24 protein-coding genes and 1 tRNA gene are annotated in these 21,910 nt (G+C 68.3%); 14 read left to right on the top strand and 11 right to left on the bottom strand.

Features of this window, described 5'->3' with window-relative positions; translation table 11 throughout:
* The first annotated feature begins 93 nt into the window (after positions 1 to 93).
* The 8 genes from CFK38_RS06250 (at position 94) to CFK38_RS06220 (ending at position 5,560) form a co-directional block, all read left to right on the top strand.
* On the top strand, positions 94 to 393 hold the full coding sequence (locus CFK38_RS06250) for a hypothetical protein (protein ID WP_096802307.1): 300 nt from the start codon (positions 94 to 96) through the stop codon (positions 391 to 393).
* On the top strand, positions 390 to 971 hold the full coding sequence (locus CFK38_RS06245) for a hypothetical protein (RefSeq protein WP_096802306.1): 582 nt from the start codon (positions 390 to 392) through the stop codon (positions 969 to 971). The genes CFK38_RS06250 and CFK38_RS06245 overlap by 4 nt, the downstream gene beginning before the upstream one ends.
* Positions 968 to 1,702 carry a hypothetical protein gene (locus CFK38_RS06240; RefSeq protein WP_096802305.1) on the top strand — a complete coding sequence of 245 codons (735 nt, stop codon included), beginning with the start codon at positions 968 to 970 and terminating at the stop codon, positions 1,700 to 1,702. The genes CFK38_RS06245 and CFK38_RS06240 overlap by 4 nt, the downstream gene beginning before the upstream one ends.
* A complete protein-coding gene (locus CFK38_RS06235; protein WP_096802304.1) occupies positions 1,699 to 1,998 on the top strand; it encodes a hypothetical protein in 300 nt (99 codons plus the stop codon). The genes CFK38_RS06240 and CFK38_RS06235 overlap by 4 nt, the downstream gene beginning before the upstream one ends.
* Complete coding sequence (locus tag CFK38_RS06230) at positions 1,995 to 2,222, top strand: hypothetical protein (RefSeq protein ID WP_096802303.1); 228 nt, start codon at positions 1,995 to 1,997, stop codon at positions 2,220 to 2,222. Before CFK38_RS06235 ends, CFK38_RS06230 begins: the two co-directional genes overlap by 4 nt.
* Positions 2,219 to 2,374, top strand: coding sequence for a hypothetical protein (locus CFK38_RS17105; protein WP_157773386.1), 156 nt, complete (start codon positions 2,219 to 2,221; stop codon positions 2,372 to 2,374). The genes CFK38_RS06230 and CFK38_RS17105 overlap by 4 nt, the downstream gene beginning before the upstream one ends.
* A complete protein-coding gene (locus CFK38_RS06225; protein ID WP_157773385.1) occupies positions 2,371 to 2,931 on the top strand; it encodes a hypothetical protein in 561 nt (186 codons plus the stop codon). Before CFK38_RS17105 ends, CFK38_RS06225 begins: the two co-directional genes overlap by 4 nt.
* Before the next feature lie 1,345 nt (positions 2,932 to 4,276).
* Positions 4,277 to 5,560, top strand: a complete 1,284-nt coding sequence (locus CFK38_RS06220) for a site-specific integrase (RefSeq protein WP_096802301.1) — start codon at positions 4,277 to 4,279, stop codon at positions 5,558 to 5,560.
* A gap of 98 nt (positions 5,561 to 5,658) precedes the next feature.
* Here CFK38_RS06220 and CFK38_RS06215 read toward each other — a convergent pair.
* Together CFK38_RS06215 and CFK38_RS06210 are read right to left on the bottom strand one after the other, a co-directional pair.
* A tRNA-Lys gene (locus CFK38_RS06215) sits at positions 5,659 to 5,730 on the bottom strand.
* 146 nt (positions 5,731 to 5,876) lie between these two features.
* The gene (locus CFK38_RS06210) at positions 5,877 to 7,388 is read right to left on the bottom strand and encodes an alanine/glycine:cation symporter family protein (RefSeq protein WP_096802300.1); all 1,512 of its coding nucleotides are present in this window, start codon (positions 7,386 to 7,388) and stop codon (positions 5,877 to 5,879) included.
* Between the two features lie 441 nt (positions 7,389 to 7,829).
* Between CFK38_RS06210 and ectA the strand changes: the two genes are divergently transcribed.
* From ectA to CFK38_RS06195, 3 genes are all read left to right on the top strand, one after another.
* Complete coding sequence (gene ectA / locus CFK38_RS06205; RefSeq protein ID WP_245851244.1) at positions 7,830 to 8,270, top strand: diaminobutyrate acetyltransferase; 441 nt, start codon at positions 7,830 to 7,832, stop codon at positions 8,268 to 8,270.
* A 109-nt stretch (positions 8,271 to 8,379) separates the two neighbouring features.
* Positions 8,380 to 9,699, top strand: coding sequence for a diaminobutyrate--2-oxoglutarate transaminase (gene ectB / locus CFK38_RS06200; RefSeq protein WP_096802299.1), 1,320 nt, complete (start codon positions 8,380 to 8,382; stop codon positions 9,697 to 9,699).
* 114 nt (positions 9,700 to 9,813) lie between these two features.
* Positions 9,814 to 10,206 (top strand): ectoine synthase, encoded by a 393-nt coding sequence (locus CFK38_RS06195; RefSeq protein ID WP_096802298.1) that lies wholly within the window; start codon positions 9,814 to 9,816, stop codon positions 10,204 to 10,206.
* A 119-nt stretch (positions 10,207 to 10,325) separates the two neighbouring features.
* On the opposite strand, the gene CFK38_RS06190 is transcribed toward CFK38_RS06195, so the two are convergent.
* Positions 10,326 to 10,949 (bottom strand): hypothetical protein, encoded by a 624-nt coding sequence (locus CFK38_RS06190; protein WP_096802297.1) that lies wholly within the window; start codon positions 10,947 to 10,949, stop codon positions 10,326 to 10,328.
* A gap of 98 nt (positions 10,950 to 11,047) precedes the next feature.
* On the opposite strand from CFK38_RS06190, the gene CFK38_RS06185 reads away from it, so the two are divergent.
* Positions 11,048 to 11,701, top strand: coding sequence for an IMPACT family protein (locus CFK38_RS06185; protein WP_096802296.1), 654 nt, complete (start codon positions 11,048 to 11,050; stop codon positions 11,699 to 11,701).
* Between the two features lie 49 nt (positions 11,702 to 11,750).
* Here the strand turns inward: CFK38_RS06185 and CFK38_RS06180 are convergent, their stop codons facing one another.
* The 8 genes from CFK38_RS06180 to CFK38_RS06145 form a co-directional block, all read right to left on the bottom strand.
* The gene (locus tag CFK38_RS06180) at positions 11,751 to 12,074 is read right to left on the bottom strand and encodes a hypothetical protein (RefSeq protein WP_096802295.1); all 324 of its coding nucleotides are present in this window, start codon (positions 12,072 to 12,074) and stop codon (positions 11,751 to 11,753) included.
* Between the two features lie 150 nt (positions 12,075 to 12,224).
* Positions 12,225 to 12,509, bottom strand: coding sequence for a GlsB/YeaQ/YmgE family stress response membrane protein (locus CFK38_RS06175; protein WP_096802294.1), 285 nt, complete (start codon positions 12,507 to 12,509; stop codon positions 12,225 to 12,227).
* 268 nt (positions 12,510 to 12,777) lie between these two features.
* Positions 12,778 to 13,746, bottom strand: a complete 969-nt coding sequence (gene nrdF, locus CFK38_RS06170; RefSeq protein ID WP_096802293.1) for a class 1b ribonucleoside-diphosphate reductase subunit beta — start codon at positions 13,744 to 13,746, stop codon at positions 12,778 to 12,780.
* Between the two features lie 184 nt (positions 13,747 to 13,930).
* Positions 13,931 to 15,340 carry a GntP family permease gene (locus CFK38_RS06165; RefSeq protein ID WP_096802292.1) on the bottom strand — a complete coding sequence of 470 codons (1,410 nt, stop codon included), beginning with the start codon at positions 15,338 to 15,340 and terminating at the stop codon, positions 13,931 to 13,933.
* Between the two features lie 227 nt (positions 15,341 to 15,567).
* Positions 15,568 to 17,700 (bottom strand): class 1b ribonucleoside-diphosphate reductase subunit alpha, encoded by a 2,133-nt coding sequence (gene nrdE, locus CFK38_RS06160; RefSeq protein ID WP_096802291.1) that lies wholly within the window; start codon positions 17,698 to 17,700, stop codon positions 15,568 to 15,570.
* Positions 17,701 to 17,705: 5 nt separating this feature from the next.
* A complete protein-coding gene (gene nrdI / locus CFK38_RS06155; protein ID WP_096802290.1) occupies positions 17,706 to 18,104 on the bottom strand; it encodes a class Ib ribonucleoside-diphosphate reductase assembly flavoprotein NrdI in 399 nt (132 codons plus the stop codon).
* Positions 18,105 to 18,126: 22 nt separating this feature from the next.
* The gene (gene nrdH, locus CFK38_RS06150; protein ID WP_157773383.1) at positions 18,127 to 18,384 is read right to left on the bottom strand and encodes a glutaredoxin-like protein NrdH; all 258 of its coding nucleotides are present in this window, start codon (positions 18,382 to 18,384) and stop codon (positions 18,127 to 18,129) included.
* A 558-nt stretch (positions 18,385 to 18,942) separates the two neighbouring features.
* Entirely contained in the window at positions 18,943 to 20,463 is a 1,521-nt protein-coding gene (locus CFK38_RS06145) for a Gfo/Idh/MocA family protein (RefSeq protein ID WP_096802289.1), read from the bottom strand.
* A 268-nt stretch (positions 20,464 to 20,731) separates the two neighbouring features.
* Between CFK38_RS06145 and CFK38_RS06140 the strand changes: the two genes are divergently transcribed.
* Both CFK38_RS06140 and CFK38_RS06135 read left to right on the top strand, forming a co-directional pair.
* Positions 20,732 to 21,373: a lysophospholipid acyltransferase family protein gene (locus tag CFK38_RS06140; RefSeq protein ID WP_096802288.1), complete on the top strand. Its 642-nt coding sequence runs from the start codon at positions 20,732 to 20,734 to the stop codon at positions 21,371 to 21,373.
* 134 nt (positions 21,374 to 21,507) lie between these two features.
* The gene (locus CFK38_RS06135; RefSeq protein ID WP_096802287.1) at positions 21,508 to 21,891 is read left to right on the top strand and encodes a universal stress protein; all 384 of its coding nucleotides are present in this window, start codon (positions 21,508 to 21,510) and stop codon (positions 21,889 to 21,891) included.
* Positions 21,892 to 21,910 lie beyond the last annotated feature (19 nt).

Genomic DNA, 21,910 nt, shown 5'->3' with positions numbered 1-21,910 from the left:
GCCTAGAGCGCCGTCAACGGCGGCGGAACAGCACGACGTAAACCACACACCGAACTAGCCGGGCGCGAGCATGCCCGGATTCAAGGAGTCCGCTTGGACATCACGACACACATCACCGCCTGGCGCGAGCAGGAGCCGAGGCCCTACAGGGCGCACCTGCTGCACGTCCTCGTCATCGCCCACGCCGACGAGGCCGGTGTCTGGGAGCCGTCCACGAAGGTCGGTCTACGGCGAGCGCTGGCGCACCGCGACCAGCCGGACGGGGAGGCCCGTCACGCAGAGGTCGAGACGGCACTCACCCACTGCATCGCACAGGGAGTCCTGCGAGAGGACTCCACCACTGACCGGCTGATCCTGGCCGGTTCCGTCTACACCGAGGAGAACAACCGATGAGCCGATCCACGAAGAGCAAGACGCCCGCCGCAACCGTCAGGGAGCGCCTGGCCGAGCGCGAGGGCGTGGTCACCGCCCGTGAGCGAGAGCTGATCGAGGTCCGCAAGCGCAACGCCGAGCACGAGGCTAAGCAGGGAGCCGGGGCGTTGGACTATGACGCCCTCGGACACATCGACGACGAGCACAAGGAACAGGCCCTCGTGCGGTTCCTGGAGGCTCAGCGCCCGCATGTCGAGGTCGAGCGCCAGGCCGTCGAGTCCTACACGCTGGCGGACGCCCTGAGTGACCACGACGTTCAACGCGAGGCCCTGGGGGTCAAGCGTGCCGCCACGGTCGAGGGCATCCGCAACCTGCTCACCGAGTACACCGAGGCAGTCACCGCCTACAACGGCGAGCTCACCGAGCGCATCGGAGCTGCACGCCGTGCCGGACTCATCGAGGGCGACGCAGACCCCACGCTGCCCGTCCTCATGGGAGGCGGCGAGTACGGCCACCCGCGCCGCCTCGTCGTCAACGGCGAGCACTTCGTCACCCTGACCACAGACACCGACGCCATCATCCGGGAGGCCCGCCGATGAGCACCACCACCACGAAGATCACCGCACCGTCCCTGCTGACCGAGGACACTCTGCACGAGGTCTCCGAGGCCCTGCTGCGCCACGCCACGCGGAACTACGCGGGCGCTGTCCTCGTCGAGGATCAGGGCATCGTGCCGCCCATCGCACCGGAGCACGTCACGTACCGTCTCGGCACCCTCGAGGTGGAGGAGCTGGGCTGGTCCGCTGGAGGGGCGAAGGTCTCCCAGCGCATCGACCTGTGGGTGCCTGAGGCCCCTGCGGCCGGGAGCTCGAAGACCCCGGCGGCCGGCGCCGCACACGCCACGCTGGGCGCGGTCGAGAGCGTGGACCGACAGGCGCGCCTCAGCGATGGAACCACCGTCATCACGGGCACCTACTCCGTCGAGGTCTTCCCCCACGTGCCGCTGATCGAGGAGCGCTCCGAGCAGGTGGCACGCCTGGCCCTGAGCGATCGTCACCGACAGCGCGAGGTGGGGAAGGTGGGGCCCGTCGAGGGCACGCCCGAGCGCCGGAGTCAGCGCGTGGAGATGGGCGTACTCGTCCTCAACAGCGCCCACCACGTCATGGACGAGCTGCGGGGATCGAACACCAGCGCCGGGCATGTCTCCGACGTGGAGGTCATCGGGGCACGCATGGATCACGTGGGCTCCGGTTCCTTCGCAACGGCCACGCCGAGCTATGACCGCAAGGCCGTACAGCTCGCCGTCAGCCTCACCTGGCGGGAGAAGTGAGCCAGAGCCTGGAGGTGTTCCACGAGCTGGGAACACGTCAGCTCAACGTGCTCTGCGCGCTCCACTTCCTGGCAGGAGGTGAGGGCACGGTGACCGTCTCGCACTCCGCTCTCGCCGGGGCGCTGGGCTGGCGTCGATCGAGCGGCGTACGCCAGTCCGTCATCGACCTGGAGCGGCATGGACTGGTCACGGTGACCAACAACAGCATGCTGGGGGCGAACCGACCGAACACGTTCACGGTGCTCCCCCTGGGGCACGTGGTGGCAGAGAACTACGAAGCGATGGAGGCGGCATGATCGAGAACCGGAACAGGCTACTGCGCGCATCGTTCGATCCGAGGGACGCCTACGGACGGCAGACACGGGGCTGGAGCTATCAGGCCGTGGTCGCGTTCAGCGGCGAGGGGGACGCACTGGTGCTGGACGCCGAGGCCGGGAAGCTGGTCCCCGCGAATGGCCGCGAGGCGTTCCGTGGGCTGGTCGAGGACACCGGCGAGACGTGGGCCGAGGCGGGCGTATGACGGCGGCGACGATCGAGACCGGGGGGAGCTATGCCACGGGCTGGCTCCAGGGCGTGGACCTGGACGCCCTGGAGCGGTTCCGCGTCTCCGTCGGTGGCGGCTGCCTGGCGGACCTCGCCGAGATGGGCGACGAGATGGCGGCGGCCGCATGACAGCAGTGCTGGAGCGCCCCGTCACGGTCGCCGAGGTCGAGTCCCCCGCATGGCTGGTGGCCGTGGCAGACCTGGAGGAGTACTGGGCCAAGCCTCGGCGCGAGGAGCAGAACACCAGCGTCGAGACCATGGCGCTGCTCGCCGGGGATGGGCCGCTGATGCGGGACGGGGAGGCGGTGCGCGTCACCGTCGCCCCGTCCCCCTCGGGCACGTCGGTCTCGGAGCGAACATGGGTGAAGCTCACGGTCGCCCATGCCGAGAAGTCCTCGCACACCGAGGAGCTGCCGAAGCTGATGCGCCTATGGTTCGCCGCCGTCGAGCGGTGCGACTCGGACGGACGAGCGGACTTCGACACTGGAGAGCTGGCCGAGATCCTGGGGTGCGCCGAGCGAACGATGCGAGACACCATCGCCCAGGGGAAGCGGTGCGGACAGCTCCGGGAGAAGTCCGACGCCCGGCACGTCTACCTGATCGGCGTCACGAATGACCGCCCGAGCGCAGTGCGACTGACCAAGAAACGGCGTGCCGAGGACGTGGCGAAGCGCCCGCGTAGGTGACCGAGAAGGGTTCTGACACGCGCTCCCAAATGTGTCAGCAACAGGGGGCGGAAATTCCGCCGCTTGTGGCAGAGAAACCGCAGGTCACTACATAAGGTCACGTCTCTAGACAGCATACGCTTTTCATGACGCCACACCTTAGGTCCGCGATCCGCGACTTGACGGCCACCGGGGCGGAGCCCGGAGGTGGCCGGTCGGCTGCGGGAAGCGCGCTATGCGTCAAGGGCGGAGACCAGTAGATGGACGGGGACCGGAGCAGAGAAGGATCTGTTTCGGTCCGCGTCTTTTCTTCGTCCAAGCGAAGACCCGATCAGAAGAGAAGTCTTCTCCCTCTCCTCTGGGACGAGGACGAGCTACGCCCTAAGGGGCTCCGCTCGCCTCTCCCTGGTCCCTACTCTAGGGCTCAAGGCCCTAGGACATGCCGCCCGCGTAGCAGGTGCTACGGGCCGGAGGCCCGATGCACCGCTGATCGGGATGCATCGCTAGCGCTATGGCTCAAGCGCTACGCCCCTGCGCTTGCGCTGGTCGCTGCCCTTGGACTGGTCGCCGCCTTCACCCGAGACCAGCGCCGAGAGCTGGTGTCCGAGCTGTCCGGTGAGGGCATGTCTACGCGGGCTATCGCGTCCATCGTGGGGGCGAGCCACGAGACCGTGTCGAAGGATCTGCAATCACCTGTCAGGAACCTGACAGCTGACGCCGAGCCGCGACAGATCACCGGACGCGACGGCAAGACGTACAGCGCGCCGAGCACGAGCGAGCCGCCGAGGCGCAAGCGTCGGCCCGTCGTGGACATCGTCCGTGACGCTGGATCAACGCCCGAGACTCATTGTCATGTTGTTAAAAAGATTGTGAAGGTTTCCGTCCTCACCCTCCCCCAGCTCCCCTCCCTGCACGTTCGCTCCGAGGGCTTGAAATCTGACGGACTCCCCAACCCGTACAGAATCCGGCTTGCTGGGGCTCTCCGGGCGGGCGATCGTGCGCGTGGGGGTCCCTCCCCCTGGGTCCTGCTGGGCGTAGCGCCACGTGCTCCAGTCCTCACGCCCTCGGAACAGTGCGCCCACTCGCCACAGGAGCGACGTGCAGGGTCAAGGTGGAGCCAAGGTCCACTCAGTGATCCCGACGCCGCTACGGCCCGGCAGGGCCACTGTCCACGCCCTACTGCGCCTCGAGCTGCGCTCGCCGTGGGCTCGAGTCTGCCTCGAGGCCGGCGGCCTAGGAACCCTTTTATCCCGACCTCCCCATAGGCTCGTAGTCACTCTGTTCTGCCTGCGGACACGCTGGTCTTGCTACTCCGTTTTTTCCATGCTACGTTCCTCCCATCAGATCGACTACGGAGGACAGGGACATGGCACGAGCAAGGCTCCAGCGGGGCGAGGCGAGCGGGATCACCTATCGCGGGATGATCGACGGCAAGTGGACGATGGCGAGCAAGATCCCCGGCGACCGCAAGCCGAGCAAGTGGCGGGCCACGGTGCGCTATCAGGACGGCTCCTCCCCTAGGCCGAAGGAGATCACCGCCGAGGACTCCAGCAAGGCGCGGGCGGAGACCAGGGTCAAGGCTCGCCTTGCCGACGCTCGCAAGTCCGGGCGCTCCTCCACCGATGCCAGCACCACTGTTCGCCAGGCGGTCACTCAGTACCTCACCGACCTGGAGGAGGGCACGATCGATAAGGCACCCGCCACCCTGCGCACCTATCGGTCCGTGATCAATCACGACGTGCTCCGGAAAGGCTCGGCCGTTGCCGACATGCGACTCACAGATGTCACGGTCGCTGACCTCAAGCGCGAGCTGATCAAGATCCAACAGGGCGGCGGACAGTCCCACCTCTCGCACGTGAGAGCGATCTGGGGTCACGTGTTCAGCGATGCCGTGGACGCCGAGGTGATCGACGCCGATCCCACGCGCTCACTAAAGCTGCCCGAGCGGCGCAAGAAGGACCAGCGCACCTATGGCAACGGGGCCACGCACAACACCGAGCGGCACCTCGCCGCCGACGAGCGGGCCGAACTCTGGTCCAAGGTCTCGCAGGACGAGCACGCACGGAAGCTGGGCCTCGATGACCTCGTGCTCCTCGGGCTCACGCAGGGACTCCGTATCGCCGAGGCCGTCTCGATCCGCTGGGATGACCTGGACCTCGACGCCGAGGTGCCCATGATGTCCGTCAAGGGCAAGCTGGTGCGGATCAACGGCAAGGGCTTGGCCTGGGATGAGGTCACCAAGTCCACGAGAGGTCGACGGACCATTCCGTTCCTCTCGACCGAGACAGTGCTCATGCTTCGCCGTCGCCGTTCCGAGCGGGACCAGATGGAGCGGCACCACGAGCCCGCTGTTCAGCACGCGCGCGACACTCACGTGTTCCTCTCAGAGACGGGCCGCTACATGGATCAGGACAACGTGAACAAGCATCTGCGGAAGCTGTTCGACCGTGCAGGCTATCCGTGGGTCACGTTCCACACCCTGCGCCGCACCGTCCGTTCCACGCTGGCGCGTGCCCATGTCAGCGATCAGGACATTGCCCTGTTCATGGGTCACAGCGAGCGCGTGAGCAAGTCCAGCTACTCCGACGGTTACGGAGTCCCCGTCGGAGCCCTCCAGGCGTCGCCCCAGATGTCGCTCACGACGGGCTGAGAACGGCTCCAGGACCAACGTAAAACGGAATAGAAACGGAAAGACCCTCTAGACGGGATGGGGCCAGAAGCTCCACACCAGGTCAGAGGGTCTTTCCGTGGGCCCGGAGGGGATCGAACCCTCGACCCGCGGATTAAAAGTCCGATGCTCTACCACTGAGCTACAGGCCCGTGCCCGCCTGGCGGCGAGCCCGACCATCCTAACGGCGTCGGAGCAGGCAGCAGGACGGGCCGTGCCCGTGCCGGTTGTCGGCTCGCGCACGGCCCGTGGGCCCCAGCAGCGCCGCAGGCCTGTGCCGGCAGCGCTGCGGGCAGGCTCAGACGGTGGCCGCCTCCGCCTCGCGGGCGTCCTGGTAGTCGCAGACGTCCTCGCCGACCCAGACCTCGACGTTCTTGATCTCGGGGAGGTCGGAGGCCAGGAAGATCGGGTCCAGGCCCTGGGCCCGCTGGGCGTTGTAGTGCCGCAGCAGCTTCACCGCGGTGGGGGCCAGCAGGGCGATCACCACGAGGTTGATCAGGGCGATGAACACCATGGACACCCCGGCGATGGTCCAGGCGAGGTCGACGGCGATCATCGAGCCGACGAGCACCAGGCCGGTCACGGCGATGCCGAAGGCGATGTGCCAGCCGCGCTTGCTGGTGATGAAGTGCATGTTCGCCTCGCCGTAGGAGAAGTTGCCCAGCACCGAGGTGAAGGCGAGCAGGAACATGATCGCGGCGAGCAGGATCGCGGACCAGCCGCCGAGGTTGGTCGCCAGCGACTCCTGCACCATCGTCAGGCCCTCGCCGCCGGCGCTGACGTCCGGGAAGGAGACCAGCACGATGAAGGCGGTGATCGTGCAGATCAGCAGGGTGTCGAAGTAGACGCCGAGGGTCTGCACCAGGCCCTGCTTGACGGGGTGGCTGACCGAGGCGGTCGCGGCGACGTTCGGGACCGAGCCCATGCCCGCCTCGTTCGAGAGCATGCCGCGCTGGACGCCGTTGACGATGACCGCGCCGAAGCCGCCGCCGATGGCGGCCTGCGGGCTGAACGCCTCGGTGACGATCTGGGTGATCACGCGGGGCAGCTCGCCGAGGTTCATCCCCACGATGACGATGCCGATCAGCAGGTAGATCGCGGCCATGATCGGGACCATGTTCTGGGCGACCGAGGCCACGCGGCGCATGCCGCCGAAGACGATGACGCCGGTGAGCACGGCGAGCAGCACGCCGAGCACGACCGGCAGCCAGCCCAGCTGGGCCGGATCGACGTACACGGCGGCGGCACCGGTGACGGCGTCGACGATGGTGTTGGCCTGCAGCGAGGTGAAGGCGAAGGCGAAGCAGAAGATGAACAGCACCGCGAAGAACAGCCCGAACTTCCGGCTGCCCAGCCCGCGGGCGATGTAGAAGGCGGGGCCACCCTTGTAGGTGTCGTCCGCGCGGGTCTTCCACAGCTGTGCGAGGGTGGATTCGATGAAGCTCGCCGCCCCGGTGAGCAGGCACATCACCCACATCCACAGCACCGCTCCCGGCCCGCCCAGGAAGATCGCCCCGGCCACGCCGGAGATGTTGCCGGTGCCCACGCGGGCGGCGGCGGAGACGGAGAACGCCTGGAAGGCGCTGAGCGACTTGGTGCGCTCGGCACGATCACGGCCCGAACCCACCTCCTCCCGCTGCGCCTTCTGGGTGATGGCGCCGAACATCGCCGGGATCATCCGGAACTGCACGGCGCCGGTGCGGATGGTGAAGTACAGGCCGAGCAGGATGACCACGGGCATCCCTGCCCAGGTCCAGAGCCAGCCCTCGGCGTTTCCGAGGAACTCGTTCAATGATTCGAGGGGATTCATGAGCACGACGGTAGCGGGAGCGACCCGCCCACCGACCGCAGGGCCACGTCGGGACGGCTCTCCCGCGACCTTGACTTCTCGCGCGCGCGAGAATGTGTCCCGCATCGCGATCATGTGGCGCACACCACATCGGACGCGCATCGGCCCCGCCGGATGCCCTCGACGAGGAGGCATCACTGCAGGTCGACATGAATGATCCACGGTTGTCCGACAATCCGATCCGCGGACGCCGGACCATCACAGTTGCGTCACGACACTCCGAGGGCACCCCCCTCCGGCGACCCCGGGGGCTCCACATTCGTCGCCACTCTCGGTACCGTGGAGGGCGATATGGGCCAGTTGATAGCGCACAGCGCAGACCACCCGTCCGCTACTGACCAGACCACCGGAGACGCCTCCGACCTGGATTTCCGTCCTCCCACCATGGAGGAGGGGGCCGCCATGTGGCGGATCGCCCGCGACAGCGGCACGCTCGACCTGAACACGTCGTACGCCTACCTGATCATGGCTCGCGACTTCGCCGCCTCCTCGCGGGTGGCGATCGCCGCGGGTGAGCCGGTCGGCTTCGTGCTCGGCTATCAGCGCCCCACGGCGCCGGAGCGGCTGTTCGTCTGGCAGATCGCGGTGGACGAGTCCCAGCGCGGCCGGCGCATCGCCGCCCGCCTGCTGGACGCCCTGCTGGCAGACCTTCCGCAGGTCACCACGCTGGAGACCACCATCACGGCGGACAATGCCGCCTCCCAGCGCCTGTTCGCCTCCTTCGCGGAGCGGCACGGGGCGAGCCATTCCGTCGGCCCGCTGCTGACGGAGGCCCACTTCCCGGATCCCGGCCACGGTGCCGAGCTGCTCCACGAGATCAGCGAGCTGCGCCGCGGCACCTGACCCCGCGCACCTCCGGCGACCCCGTCGGCCCCGAGATCCATCGGCGCAGGCGCCCCAGCGCGCCCCCGCGCCCTCCACAGACCACCGATTCACCACCCAGGGAGATGTCATGACCATGACCGCAGCGACCGAGTCCACCGAGAAGCCCGAGCTGACCGACGAGGTCAGCGCCCCCACCGTCGACCCGATCGAGCTGGAGTCCGGTGTCCGCAGCTACTCGCGTGGCTGGCCCACCGTGTTCACCCACGCCAAGGGCTCCGTGCTGACCGCCGAGGACGGCCGCGAGTACATCGACTTCTTCGCCGGCGCCGGCACCCTGAACTACGGGCACAACCACCCCGAGCTCAAGAAGGTCGTCATCGACCACTACCTCGAGGACCGGGTCGTGCACGGCCTGGACATGTTCACCGACGTGCGCCGCGAGTTCCTGCAGACGTTCAACGAGAAGATCCTGACGCCCCGCGGCCTCGACTACAAGGTCGCCTTCCCCGGCCCCGGCGGCACCAACGCCGTCGAGGCGGCGCTGAAGCTGGCGCGCAAGGTCACCGGGCGCGAGTCCGTCGTGAACTTCACCAACGGCTTCCACGGCATGACCCTGGGCGCCCTGTCGGTCACCGGCAACTCGATGAAGCGCGGCGGCGCCGGGATCCCCCTGGTGCACTCCACCCCGATGCCCTTCGACGACTACTTCGGCCAGGTCGTGCCGGACTTCATGTACTTCGAGCGCCTGCTCACCGACGACGGCAGCGGCCTGAACAAGCCCGCGGCCGTGATCGTCGAGGCCGTCCAGGGCGAGGGCGGCATCAACGCCGCCCGCGCCGAGTGGCTGCGCGGCCTCGCGGCCCTCTGCAAGAAGCACGAGATCCTGCTGATCGTGGACGACATCCAGATGGGATGCGGCCGCACCGGCGAGTTCTTCAGCTTCGAGCAGGCCGGCATCGTGCCGGACATGGTGACCCTCTCGAAGTCGATCAGCGGCTACGGCCACCCGCTCGCGCTGACCCTCATCAAGCCCGAGCTCGACATCTGGGAGCCGGGCGAGCACAACGGCACCTTCCGCGGCTTCGGTCCGGCCTTCGCCACCGCCACCAAGGCCATCGACCTGTTCTGGAGCGATGACGAGTTCGAGAAGGCGACCATCGCCAAGGGCGCCTACGTGGAGAGCCGCTTCAACCGCATCGCGGCGAAGTACCCCGAGCACGAGCTGATCGTCAAGGGTCGCGGCCTGGCCCGTGGCCTGCAGATGCCCACCGGTGAGATCGCCGGGAAGATCGCGGCGCGCTCCTTCGAGGAGGGCCTGCTGGTGGAGACCTCCGGCCCCTCCGACGAGGTCGTCAAGCTGCTCCCGGCGCTGACCATCCCCGATGAACTGCTGGCCAAGGGCCTGGACATCATCGAGGCCGCCGTCGACGAGGCGCTCGCCGCCTGAGACCACTCCCCCGTCGGCCCGCCCGCACCATGGGGCGGGCCGACGGTCTGCGCGGAGGCGCAGAACGCCTGCGCTCCGCCCCTGAACCTGGATCACCCACCGGAAGGACACCCCATGCTCGTTCGCTCGCTCGCCGACGTCGAAGACACCGAAGACGACATCCAGTCGGAGAACTGGCGCTCCAAGCGCGTCATCCTGGCCAAGGAGGGTGTGGGCTTCTCCGTCCACGAGACCACCCTGTACGAGGGCACCGAGAGCTACTTCTGGTACGCCAACCACATCGAGGCCGTCTTCATCACCCACGGTGAGGGCGAGATCGAGGACCTCGCCACCGGTGAGGTGCACCAGCTCGCCCCGGGCACCCTGTACCTGCTCAACGACCACGACAAGCACAAGGTGCGGGTCCGCAAGGAGATCCGCTGCGTGTGCGTGTTCAACCCGCCGGTCACCGGCCGCGAGGTGCACGACGAGAACGGCGTGTACCCGCTGATCACCGAGGACGCCTGAGACCAGCCCCGAGCCCCAGGGCTCGCACGACGGAGCCCGGCAGGACCGATGTCCTGCCGGGCTCCGTCATGTTCTGCGGGCCGCTCAGCGGGCGGGCGCTCCCGCGGCTCCTGCACCGCTCATGCCGAGCGCTTGCGCACGATCAGCAGGATCACGCCGATCACCAGCAGCAGGAACCCGAGAGCTCCACCACCGATGGCCAGGAGGATGCCGCCAAGACCGGTGAAGATGCCGCCGATGGACACCGGCGGGCCGACCGCGATCGGAGTGTCGCCGCAGGTGACGGTGTACTCGCCCGCCTCGTCCGCGGTGAACGAATCCACCGACACCCAGGAGTTCTCGCCGTCGTTCATGGAGCTGGACTGGATGGTGCCCGCGCCCACCGCGGGGCCGTCGATCGTGCAGCTCGGGACCGGGGCACCCTCCTGGACGTAGACCTGCAGCGACTCACCGGCCTCGGCGGTGATGCTGCCGCTGCCGGACTCGAACACCTCGAGCTCCTCCAGATCGCTGACGGTGCCGCCGAAGCCGATGACCGCGAGCACCACGCCGATGATGACACTGAGCGCGAGCACCACCACGCCCAATATGATGAGGATCTTCGGCGCCTTCGACGGCTTCTTCGCCGGCGCCGGGGCGAAGCCCTGGGGCGAGGGGGCGCCCGGTGCGGGCGCCCCTCCCTGCCCGTAGGCCCCGTACTGCGGGGAGAGCGGCCCGGAGGAGGACTGGGGAGGCTGGGTCACGAGAAACTCCTGAGGTGGTGACGGGGTCGTGCCCAGGCTAGCGCCCCCGCCGCCGCCCGACCACGCTGCCGGGCCGGGTTCCGCCTAGACTTCTGGACATGTCCGATCCCCTGGTCCTCGCCGCCGACGTCGAGACCGAGCTGATCGAGAAGAAGTCCCGTTTCCTCACCCGGCTGCATCGGGTCCAGGACGTGGCGCAGGCCGATGCCCTGCTGCGCAGCGCCCGCACCCAGCATCCCGACGCCCGTCACCACTGCACCGCGCTGGTGCTCGCCGAGACCGCCGGACGCGCGGAGATGCACCGCTCCAACGATGACGGCGAACCGTCCGGGACGGCGGGGATGCCGATGCTGCAGTCCCTGCTGCAGGCCCGCCTCGTGGACACCTTCGCGATCGTGATCCGCTACTTCGGTGGGGTGAAGCTCGGCGCCGGCGGGCTGGTGCGCGCCTACACCGCCGGGGTGGAGCAGGCGGTGGCGGTGGCCTCCCTGCGTCGGCGCACCGAGCTCGTGGTCGCGCAGGTCGAGGTGCCGCCGGCGGAGGTGGGGATCGCGGAGAACGCGGTGCGGCTCTGGGCCGCCACCCACGGCGCGAGGGTCGAGCCGACGCAGTACTCCTCGCGCAGCGCAGTGCTGTCGGTGCTGGTGGCACCGACGGACCTCGCTGCGCTGCGTGCCGACACGGCACGGTGGTCCTCGGGCCGGCACCCGGTCCAGGAAGTGGGGCGGCGCAGGGCCGACGTCCCGCTCTGAGCAGTCATGCTCCCGCGACCAGCGGGGGCGGCATCCACGGGCGCGGCGTTCAGATGTCGTCGTCGGCGGCGGGGCCGCCCTCGTTCTCCCAGTTCTCGAGCCGCTTCACGGTGCGCGGGTTGAACTTCCGACGGGCGCCGTGGCCGATACCGGCCTCCTCATCGGCGGGGAGCACCTCGACGCCGAACTCCTCGAAGGCGTGGTGGAGACGCTCCTCCTGCGCTGCCGTGAGGGAGCGCAGGCCCCGTTCCACACCGCGCAGATGCTCGGCGTCGAGGTCGGTGTGCTCGGCGAGGTCGAACAGGGAGACCTGGGCGAGCGCTCGGGCAGCTCGCGCCAGATCCGCGGTGATCAGGGGAACATAGGTGGCCATACCCCAGTCTCGCCCATCGCCGCGGAAGAGGCCAGGGACCCGTGGGCACGGGGCCGGCAGCGCGGCGTCCAGGGCCGAGCCGACGGCGGCGCCGCCCGGAGGTCCGGACGGCGCCGCCGTCATGCGGGGCTCGGGAGCCCGGGGTCTGCCTCAGACCCGGCTCTTGGTCACCAGACCGTAGATGAACATGACGATGAGAGCACCGACCACGGCGAGCAGGATGGTGCCGATGCTCCACGGATTGTCGAGGATGCCGCTGACGCCATTGCCTCCCAGGAGGCCGCCGATGAATCCGCCGACGATGGCGCCGATGACACCGAGGATGATCGTCATCCCGAGGCCCATGGCCTGCTTGCCCGGCATGAGCGCGCGGGCGATGAGACCGATGATCGCACCGATGATGATCCAGGAGATGATCGCCCAGAGAAGACCCATGGTGGAGCTCCGTTCTGTCAGGGAAGGGACGGATACTGCCTCTCCATTATGACGACGAATTCCCATAGAACCGGGGGTATTCGGCGACACCGCAGGTCACGGCGTCGACCACCTGGTCCGCGGATTCCTGATCCGCGTATTGTCCCGCACTGCGGAACCCGGGATCTCAGCGCCCCCTGTGCACGATCGGGGGAATGCGGGACGGGCCGGGCGTGATCGCCCGGCCCGTCCTGTCGTCAGGGGATCTGGAGGTCCTGACTCCCGGGGCTCAGAAGTCCCAGTCGTCGTCCTCGGTCTCCACGGCCTTGCCCATCACGTAGCTGGAGCCGGAGCCGGAGAAGAAGTCGTGGTTCTCGTCGGCGTTCGGGGACAGCGCGGCCAGGATCGCCGGGTTCACCTCGACGGACTCCTGCGGGAACAGCGACTCGTAGCCGAGGTTCATCAGCGCCTTGTTGGCGTTGTAGCGCAGGAAGGTCTTGACCTCCTCCGTCCAGCCCACCGGGTCGTAGAGATCCTCGGTGTACTCCTCCTCGTTCTCGTACAGCTCCATGAGCAGCGAGAAGGTGTATTCCTTGAGCTCCGCCTGGCGGGCCGGGGTGGCCTTCTCCACGGCCTTCTGGAACTTGTAGCCGATGTAGTAGCCGTGCACGGCCTCGTCACGGATGATCAGCCGGATGATGTCCGCGGTGTTGGTGAGCTCTCCGCGGCTGGAGTAGTGCATCGGCAGGTAGAAGCCGGAGTAGAACAGGAACGACTCGAGCAGCGTCGAGGCGACCTTGCGCTTCTCCGGGTCATCGCCCTGGTAGTAGCTCATGACGATGTTCGCCTTCTTCTGCAGCGGCTCGTTGAACTCGCTCCAGCGGAAGGCCTCGTCGATCTGCTTGGTGTTGGCCAGCGTCGAGAAGATCTGGGAGTAGGACTTCGCGTGCACCGACTCCATGAACGCGATGTTGGTGTACACCGCCTCCTCGTGCTGGGTGACCGCATCCGGGATCAGGGAGACCGCACCCACGGTGCCCTGCACCGTGTCCAGCAGGGTCAGGCCCGTGAACACGCGCATCACCAGCTGCTGCTCGTGCTCGCTGAGGCGGTTCCAGGACTGGACGTCATTGGACAGCGGGACCTTCTCGGGCAGCCAGAAATTGCCGGTCAGACGGTCCCACACCTCCTGGTCCTTCGGGTCCGGGATCCGGTTCCAGTTGATCGCCTGGACCGTCGTCTTCAGGTGGTCGTTCACCGCAGCCTCACTGTCTATCGGGTGGATCGAGTCATCGCCTCCGGCCGGGGTCGAGCCTGCGCCCGGCACGGCGCGGACTCTCCAGTCTAGGCCGGAACCGGCCCGTTCCCCAGCGCCGGCGATGCCGCGTCCGCCACTCCGTCCAGGGCTCGGACGGACCGCCTCCGCGGCCCGCCCGCCCGGCTCACACCCCGAGGCCGCCGGCGACGGCGTACAGGATCAGCGCCAGCACGAACCCGATCACGCCCATCGCTCCCTGGAGCACGGTCCAGGTGCCCAGGGTCTGCTTCATGTCCATCCCGAAGAACCGGCTGACCAGCCAGAACCCGGAATCGTTGACGTGGGAGAAGCCGACGGACCCGGCACTCATCGCCATCACCAGGGCGACCACCTGGAACGGGGTGAAGTCCCCGGCGGCGACGATCCCCGCCATCAGCGAGGCCGCCGTGGTCAGCGCGACCGTCGCGGAGCCCTGGGCCAGCCGGACGATCTGGGCGATGAGGTAGGCGGCGACGATGACGGGCATGCCGATGTCCTGGAGGGACTGGGCGACGGCGTCGCCGATGCCGGTGGCCCGCAGGACACCGCCGAACATGCCGCCGGCGCCGGTGACCAGCACCACCGAGGCGATCGGCCCCAGTGCCGAGTCCTGGACCTTCTCGATCAGGGTGCCCGTCTTCCCGGCACCCCAGCCCAGCACGAACATCGAGACGAACAGGGTGATCAGCAGGGCGACCGGGGTCTCTCCGATCATCCGCAGGACCGCGATCACGGGGCCGGCGTTGAAGGCCTCGGGGTCCGGACGGGTGGCACCCACGGTGTTCAGCGCGGTGTTCAGCAGGATCAGCACCAGCGGCAGCAGCAGGATCATCACGATGGTGCGGACCTTCGGAGCGGACTCCAGGTCGCTGTGCTCACGGGAGTCGCCGAGGATGTTCGGGATCGCGACGTCCAGACGGCGGCCCAGCACCGGAGCGAGGCCCACACCGGCGATCAGCCAGATGATCACCGCGAAGACGATGCCGACCAGCAGCACCTGCCCGACGTCCGCGCCGAGGATCGCCGAGGCGGCGACCGGGCCCGGGTGGGGCGGGGAGAAGATGTGCATCGCGCTGAAGGCGATGGCGCTGGGCAGCGCGATCGACAGGAACGAGCCGCCGACGCGGCGAGCGACCGCATAGATGATCGGCAGCATGACGACCAGACCCGCATCGAAGAAGATCGGGAAGCCCATCAGCAGGCTCGCCAGGGAGAGCGCGAACCCGGCGCGCTTCTCGCCGAAGATCCCGATCAGGGAGTCCGCGAGCGCCTGCGCACCGCCGGACGCCTCGACCATCCGGCCCAGCATGGCTCCGAGCGCGACCAGCAGCATGACGCTGCCCAGGGTCGGGTTGAACCCGAAGCCCAGTGCCTCCACGAGTCGGTCCGGGGGGATGCCGGCGACCAGCGCCGTGCCGATGCTGGTGAGCATCAGTGCGAGGAACGCGTGCACCTTGAAGACCATGATCAGCACCAGCAGCACCGCGATGGCGCCGACCGCGAGGATCAGCAGCCCGGCGGTGCCGAGGTCCCAGTTCATGACGAGGTCGTCCATGACTCTCCTTGGGGGACTCGGAGGGGGAAGGGTGCGGCGGGGACGGGCCGCTGACCGTCCCGTCCGCACGAGTTCGAGCGGACGGCAGGCCGGCGCGTCATCACACCGTCGTATGACCGATGGAAGCGCAGTAATGAGCGGGCGTCAACACCGCACGCACGAGGGACGGCCCGTTCCGAGCCGAAGCTCGCAGCGGGCCGTCCCTGGTCAGGCGGGGGCTGGGGGTCTCACAGCATGCAGCTGACGCAGCCCTCGACCTCGGTGCCCTCGATGGCCATCTGCCGCAGGCGGATGTAGTAGAGGGTCTTGATGCCCTTGCGCCAGGCGTAGATCTGCGCCTTGTTGATGTCGCGCGTGGTGGCGCTGTCCTTGAAGAACAGCGTCAGCGACAGGCCCTGATCCACGTGCTGGGTGGCCTCGGCGTAGGTGTCGACGATCTTCTCGAACCCGATCTCGTACGCATCCTGGTAGTACTCGAGGTTGTCGTTGGTGAGGTAGGGGGCCGGGTAGTAGACGCGGCCGATCTTCCCCTCCTTGCGGATCTCGATCTTGGAGGCGATCGGGTGGATCGAGCTCGTGGAGTTGTTGATGTACGAGATCGAGCCGGTCGGCGGCACCGCCTGCAGGTAGGCGTTGTACATGCCGTGCTTCGCGACGTCCTCGCGCAGCTGCTTCCAGTCCTCCTGGGTGGGCAGGTGCGCCGAGGACTCGGCGAACAGGCCGCGGACCTTCTCGGTGCGGGGCTCCCACACCTGGTCGATGTACTTGTCGAAGTACTCGCCGGTGCCGTACGTGGAGTTCTCGAAGTCGAAGAACCGCTCACCACGCTGCTTCGCGATCTCCATCGACGCCTTGATGGCGTGGTAGGTGACCGAGTAGAAGTACATGTTGGTGAAGTCCAGGCCCTCCTCGGAGCCGTAGAAGATCCGCTCGCGCGCCAGGTAGCCGTGCAGGTTCATCTGCCCCAGGCCGATCGCGTGGGACTTGCGGTTGCCCTCGGCGATCGTCGGCACGGACTCGATGTCCGAGGTGTCCGAGACGGCGGTCAGGCCCCGGATCGCGGTGGCGATCGTCTGTGCGAAGTCCGGGGAGTCCATCGCCTTGGCGATGTTCATCGATCCCAGGTTGCAGGAGATGTCCCGGCCCAGCTCGTCGTAGGTGAGGTCGACGTTCATGGTCGAGGGGGTCGAGACCTGCAGGATCTCCGAGCACAGGTTCGAGTGCGTGACCTTGCCGGCGATCGGGTTCGCCCGGTTCACGGTGTCCTCGAACATGATGTACGGGTAGCCGGACTCGAACTGGATCTCGGCGAGGACCTGGAAGAAGTCGCGCGCCTTGATCTTCTTCTTGGAGATCCGGGGGTTGTCGACCATCTCGTGGTAGACCTCGGAGACGTTCACCTCGGCGAACGGCTTGCCGTACTCGCGCTCCACGTCGTACGGGGAGAACAGGTACATCGGCTCGTTCTTCTTGGCGAGCTCGAAGGTGATGTCGGGGATGACCACGCCGAGGGAGAGGGTCTTGATCCGGATCTTCTCGTCGGCGTTCTCGCGCTTGGTGTCCAGGAACCGCAGGATGTCCGGGTGGTGGGCGTTGAGGTACACCGCACCGGCACCCTGGCGGGCCCCGAGCTGATTGGCGTAGGAGAAGGAGTCCTCGAGCAGCTTCATCACGGGGATGACGCCGCTGGACTGGTTCTCGATGTGCTTGATCGGCGCACCGTACTCACGCAGGTTGCTCAGCAGCAGGGCGACGCCGCCGCCGCGCTTGGACAGCTGCAGCGCGGAGTTGATCGAGCGGCCGATCGACTCCATGTTGTCCTCGATGCGCAGCAGGAAGCAGCTCACGAGCTCTCCGCGCTGGGCCTTGCCGGCATTGAGGAAGGTGGGGGTGGCCGGCTGGAAGCGGCCGTCGAGGATCTCGTCGACCAGGTCGCGGGCCAGCTGCTCGTCACCGCGGGCGAGACCGAGCGCGACCATGACCACGCGGTCCTCGAAGCGCTCCAGGTACCGCTTGCCGTCGAAGGTCTTCAGCGTGTACGAGGTGTAGTACTTGAAGGCACCCAGGAAGGTGGGGAAGCGGAACTTCTTGGCGTAGGCCTGCTCCGAGAGCGACTCGATGAAGGAGAAGTCGTACTGGTCGAGAACGGCCTGCTCGTAGTAGTTGTTCTCGACCAGGTAGTCCATCTTCTCGCGCAGCGAGTGGAAGAAGACGGTGTTGGGGTTCACGTGCTGCAGGAAGTACTCCCGCGCGGCCTCGCGGTCCTTCTCGAACTGGATGTTCCCGTCGGGACCGTACAGATTCAGCATCGCGTTGAGCGCGTGGTAGTCGAGCTGCCTGTTGTGCTCGACCGGGGGCATCTCGGTCAGTGTCGCCAAAACTCTTCCAATCCATCATGGACCCGCATCACGTCACGCGGAGTACCGAACAGTTCGAACTTGTACATGTGGGGGACCTGGCACTTGGTGGAGATGATGTCCCCCGCCAAGCAGTAGGCCTCCCCGAAGTTGGTGTTCCCCGCGCCGATCACGCCCCGGATCAGGGACCGGTTGCGTTCATCGTTGAGGAACTTGATGACCTGCTTGGGGACGGCGCCGCGGCCGTTGCCCCCGCCATAGGTCGGGACCACCAGGACGAACTCCTCGTCGACGACGAGGGGATCATCCTTCGGATAGAGCGGGACCCGCTCCGCAGTCATGCCGAGCTTCTCGACGAAGCGCTTGGTGTTGCCGGAGACCGAGGAGAAGTAGACGAGCCTGGTCACTTCGACGCTCCTCCGCGGCCTGTCAGATCGCAGAGACGGCGCGCTGCTGCGCACCGACGCCCGCGAGCGCCTTGATCTTGTCCGGGCGGAAACCGGACCAGTGGTCCTCGGAGGTGATGACGACCGGGGCCTGGACGTAGCCGAGGGACTTGACCGTCGCCAGGGCGTCCGCGTCCTCGGTGATGTCGACGACGTCGTAGGCGACGCCCGCCTTGTTCAGGGCGCGCTTGGTCGCATCGCACTGCACGCAGAGGGGCTTCGAGTACACGGTGATGTCCAAGGGGAGGGCCTTTCACGAGCGCTGCGCCGAGGCGCGGGAACGGGGTGTCAGAGATTGTCGGTGGGGGCCCGAGGGGCCCTGTCGCCGCTGTCCGGGACTGCGAAGCTCCGGATCGGTGCGACTGCGTCAACACTACACCTAGTGGTGCCTCGGCGCGACCACCACTAGATGTACTGAACTACAACACTGTCATCCACATCGGGTTGTTGATGGACTGTGGACGAGCCGGGCCGGATGGGGACGGAGCGGCAGTGCCACGCACGAATGCAGAGGATGCGTGCACAGTCGAGTGTGGATGACGGGTCCGACAGCCGTCCCCGGCGGTGGATGACGCCTCCTCCCCACGACACGGGAATGGCCCGGAACGGACCGGAGCGACCCGTTTCTCCGGCGTGTCCCGGGCGTGTCCCCGGCGTGTCCGCGAGAGCGGCGCGCCGGTGCGACTGGTCCGCATCCCGGCGTGTCCCCCGGCGGCGGGAGACGGCACCGGGCGCGCACAGCACGACCCCCGCCGGCGGGCAGCGGGGGTCGTCGGTGGAGCGGGCGGCACCGCGTCGCTCAGGAGCGGGGTTCGTCCCCCACCGGCGAGTCGGTGGCGGGTGCGTCTTCTGCGGGGAGGTCCGCAGCGGGCGCGTCGGTCCCGCTCGCGTCCGCTGCGGGACCGTCGGCCGCGGCGAGGTCCGGTCCCCAGGCGTCGGTGACCTCCGCGCCGGCTCCGGGAGCGGCTGCGGGGGCAGGTTCCACGGGCTCCCCGATCTCAGCGTGCTGCACGGGCTGCTCGAGCGTCTCGGGCGCGGGCTCGGCGGCGCTCGCGGCGGGTTCGTCCGGCTGCGGGGCGTCGCCGGTGGCCGCGTCATCGGTCGCCGTGTCGACGGCGGCCGCCCCGGCGGTCGTCTCCTCACCGGCGCTCACGGCGTCCGCGTCCTCCTCGCCCTCGTCGCTCTCCTCCGCCTCGAGGCTGCGGCCGTCGGCGACGACGATGCTCGAGAGCACCTCGCGCAGCAGCACCACCTGCTCGCGGGCCTCCGCGGCTCCCGAGACGGGCTGCTTCCCCTTCTCCACGAAGGCGTGGAAGGCCTCCCACATCAGCTCCGCGGCACCCTTGGGCGCCGTCGTCGAGGTCTCCTGGACCACGCCGCTCTTCTTCTCCCGCAAGGAGACGCTCGAGCGTCGGTCGCCGTGCGAGGGAGCCGGCAGCTCCACGCACATCCGTCGCCGGGCGGAGAGCACCTGCAGCGACTCGGAGTACTCGGGGGCGAAGGGGAGGTAGTGCCACACCAGACGCACCTGCGCCCCGCCCTCGAGCTCGCCGAGCAGCTCGAGCGAGCCGGGGATCACGCCCTTGGGCCAGTGCCGCACCGCGGACAGGCGCACGAGCGGGCCGTAGGACGCCTCGATCACCGCCATCTGATGCGCCACGCCCGTCAGCAGGCCCTTGACGTAGAGATCGCGGTCGCGCTGGGTGGCGCCGTCCCCGGTCCCCGCCTCGACCGCGGCCTGCAGCGCCTTGCGCCGCTGCGAGCGGACCTCGCTGGGCAGGTCGTAGGAGGAGGTGGTCACGTGGGCCCCGCCGAACATCGGCTGGCTCGCCGGCATCAGCACCTCGTGGTCCACCATCCGCAGATCCTTGACGGCGATGTGCTCGGCCATCCGGGTCACGGAGTCGTCGTACTGCTGGGGGTAGGCCATCATCACCAGGCGACGGCCGGTCATCCGCTCGAAGTCGGCGACCTTCGCGACCTCCTCGGCGGAGAAGCCCAGCGGCGGCTCCACCAGCACCGGGATGCCCCGGCGCATGAGAGCGAGCAGATCCTCGACGTGCAGTCCGTCGGTGGAGAGCACGGCCCCGTCCAGCGTCAGCGTCTTGGCGCGCACCGCCGCGATCAGATCAGCGACTGATTCGTAGCGCCTGTCCTCCTCGAGGCCCCACACGTCCGAGGCCTCCCGTCGGCGGCGCGGGGAATGCTCCACCAGTGCGGCGATCGTGAATCGGTCCCAGCGCCGCCGCAGCACCGGCAGGTGCACGGCCTGAGCCATGGTTCCGGCGCCGATCACGGCGATGTTCAGGGTCTTGGGCATCGGGAGGCTCCTCGGGCTCGGCGGGTCCGGCGGCAGCTCCGCAGGCTCTGGGCAGGCGCCGTGCCGTCTCCGGCATCGCGCCCCGGGGTCACCGCGGGGCGCACGCCCGTTTCTACCACACCGACCCGCTCCGGGGCGGGGCCGCTCCCCCGCTCCACCTGCACCGCGAGGGACGCGGCTCACGTGGGCCCACGGCGGGCGCTCCCCCGCGGAACGGCGCTGCGGGATTATCGTGGAGCGCGGACCAGCACGTCTCAGGAGGACCCCCGTGGCCAGACGCTTCTACTTCGGCGCCCGCAATGTCTCGCGCCCCTTCGTCAAGCTCCTGTGGAACCCACGGGTCACCGGGCTCGAGAACATCCCTCGCGAGGGAGGCTTCGTGATCGCCTCGAACCACCTCGCCAACATCGACAGCTTCCTGCTGCCGGTGGTGCTGCCACGGCAGATCCGCTTCGTCGCCAAGGACACCCTGTGGACGCAGAAGGGGCTGCGCGGCCGGATCCTGCACTGGTTCTTCGAGGCGGTCGAGGCGGTGCCGGTGGACCGGGAGGCTCTCTCCTCCGGCAAAGGAGCGCTGCAGGCCGGACTGTCCATCCTCCGCGACGGCGACGGCTTCGCGATCTATCCCGAGGGCACCCGGTCCAAGGACGGCCTGCTCCATCCCGGCAAGCAGGGCGCGGCATGGCTCGCCGTCGAATCCGGCTGCCCGGTGATCCCCGTCGGCCTCACGGGGACCCAGCACATGTTCTCGCGGCTGATCCCCCGACGCGGCGCGATCACCGTCCGCGTCGGCGCCCCGGTCGAGCTCGACGACATCGACCCCGCCACCTCCAAGGGCGTGCGGCGTCGACTGCTGAACGTACAGATCATGGACGAGATCCAGAAGCTCTCCGGCCAGCGCCGCGCGTAGGCGCCGCTCTGCTCACGGCCGACGGGGCCCGGTCATCGCCGGTCCCCCGCGAGCCGCGTGCAGGCAAGTAGGATCTGGCCAGGCCGCGCCGACCGGGCGGCGGCCGCCGCCCGGACCGCACCCCAGGAGACCAGATGGCCGTCGTCGTCGGATTCATCCCCACCGAAGTGGGTTTCAAGGCGCTGTCCGCCGCCCGCGATGAGGCGGAGCAGCGCGGTGGCCCGCTGATCATCGTCAACGTGCAGCGCGAGGGCATCTCCGTGGATCCGCGGCATGCGAACGAGCAGCACCGCGAGATCGCCCGCGACCTGCTGCGCGGCACCTCCGTGCGGGTGGAGTTCCGCCAGGAGACCACCGAGTACGACATCGCCGACGTCCTGCTCGATGTGACCGAGGCCGAGGAGGCGGAACTGCTGGTCCTGGGCGTGCGTCGCCAGCAGGACCTCGCCCGCCACCTGCTGGGGCTGACCGTCCAGAAGCTCCTGCTCTCCTCCAACAGCGAGGTGCTCGTCGTCTGAGCGACGTGCTGTGAGCCTG

The sequence above is a fragment of the Brachybacterium vulturis genome, assembly GCF_002407185.1.
In the GTDB taxonomy this organism is placed as follows: Bacteria; Actinomycetota; Actinomycetes; order Actinomycetales; family Dermabacteraceae; genus Brachybacterium; species Brachybacterium vulturis.
This window is presented reverse-complemented; position numbering and strand designations above follow the sequence as displayed.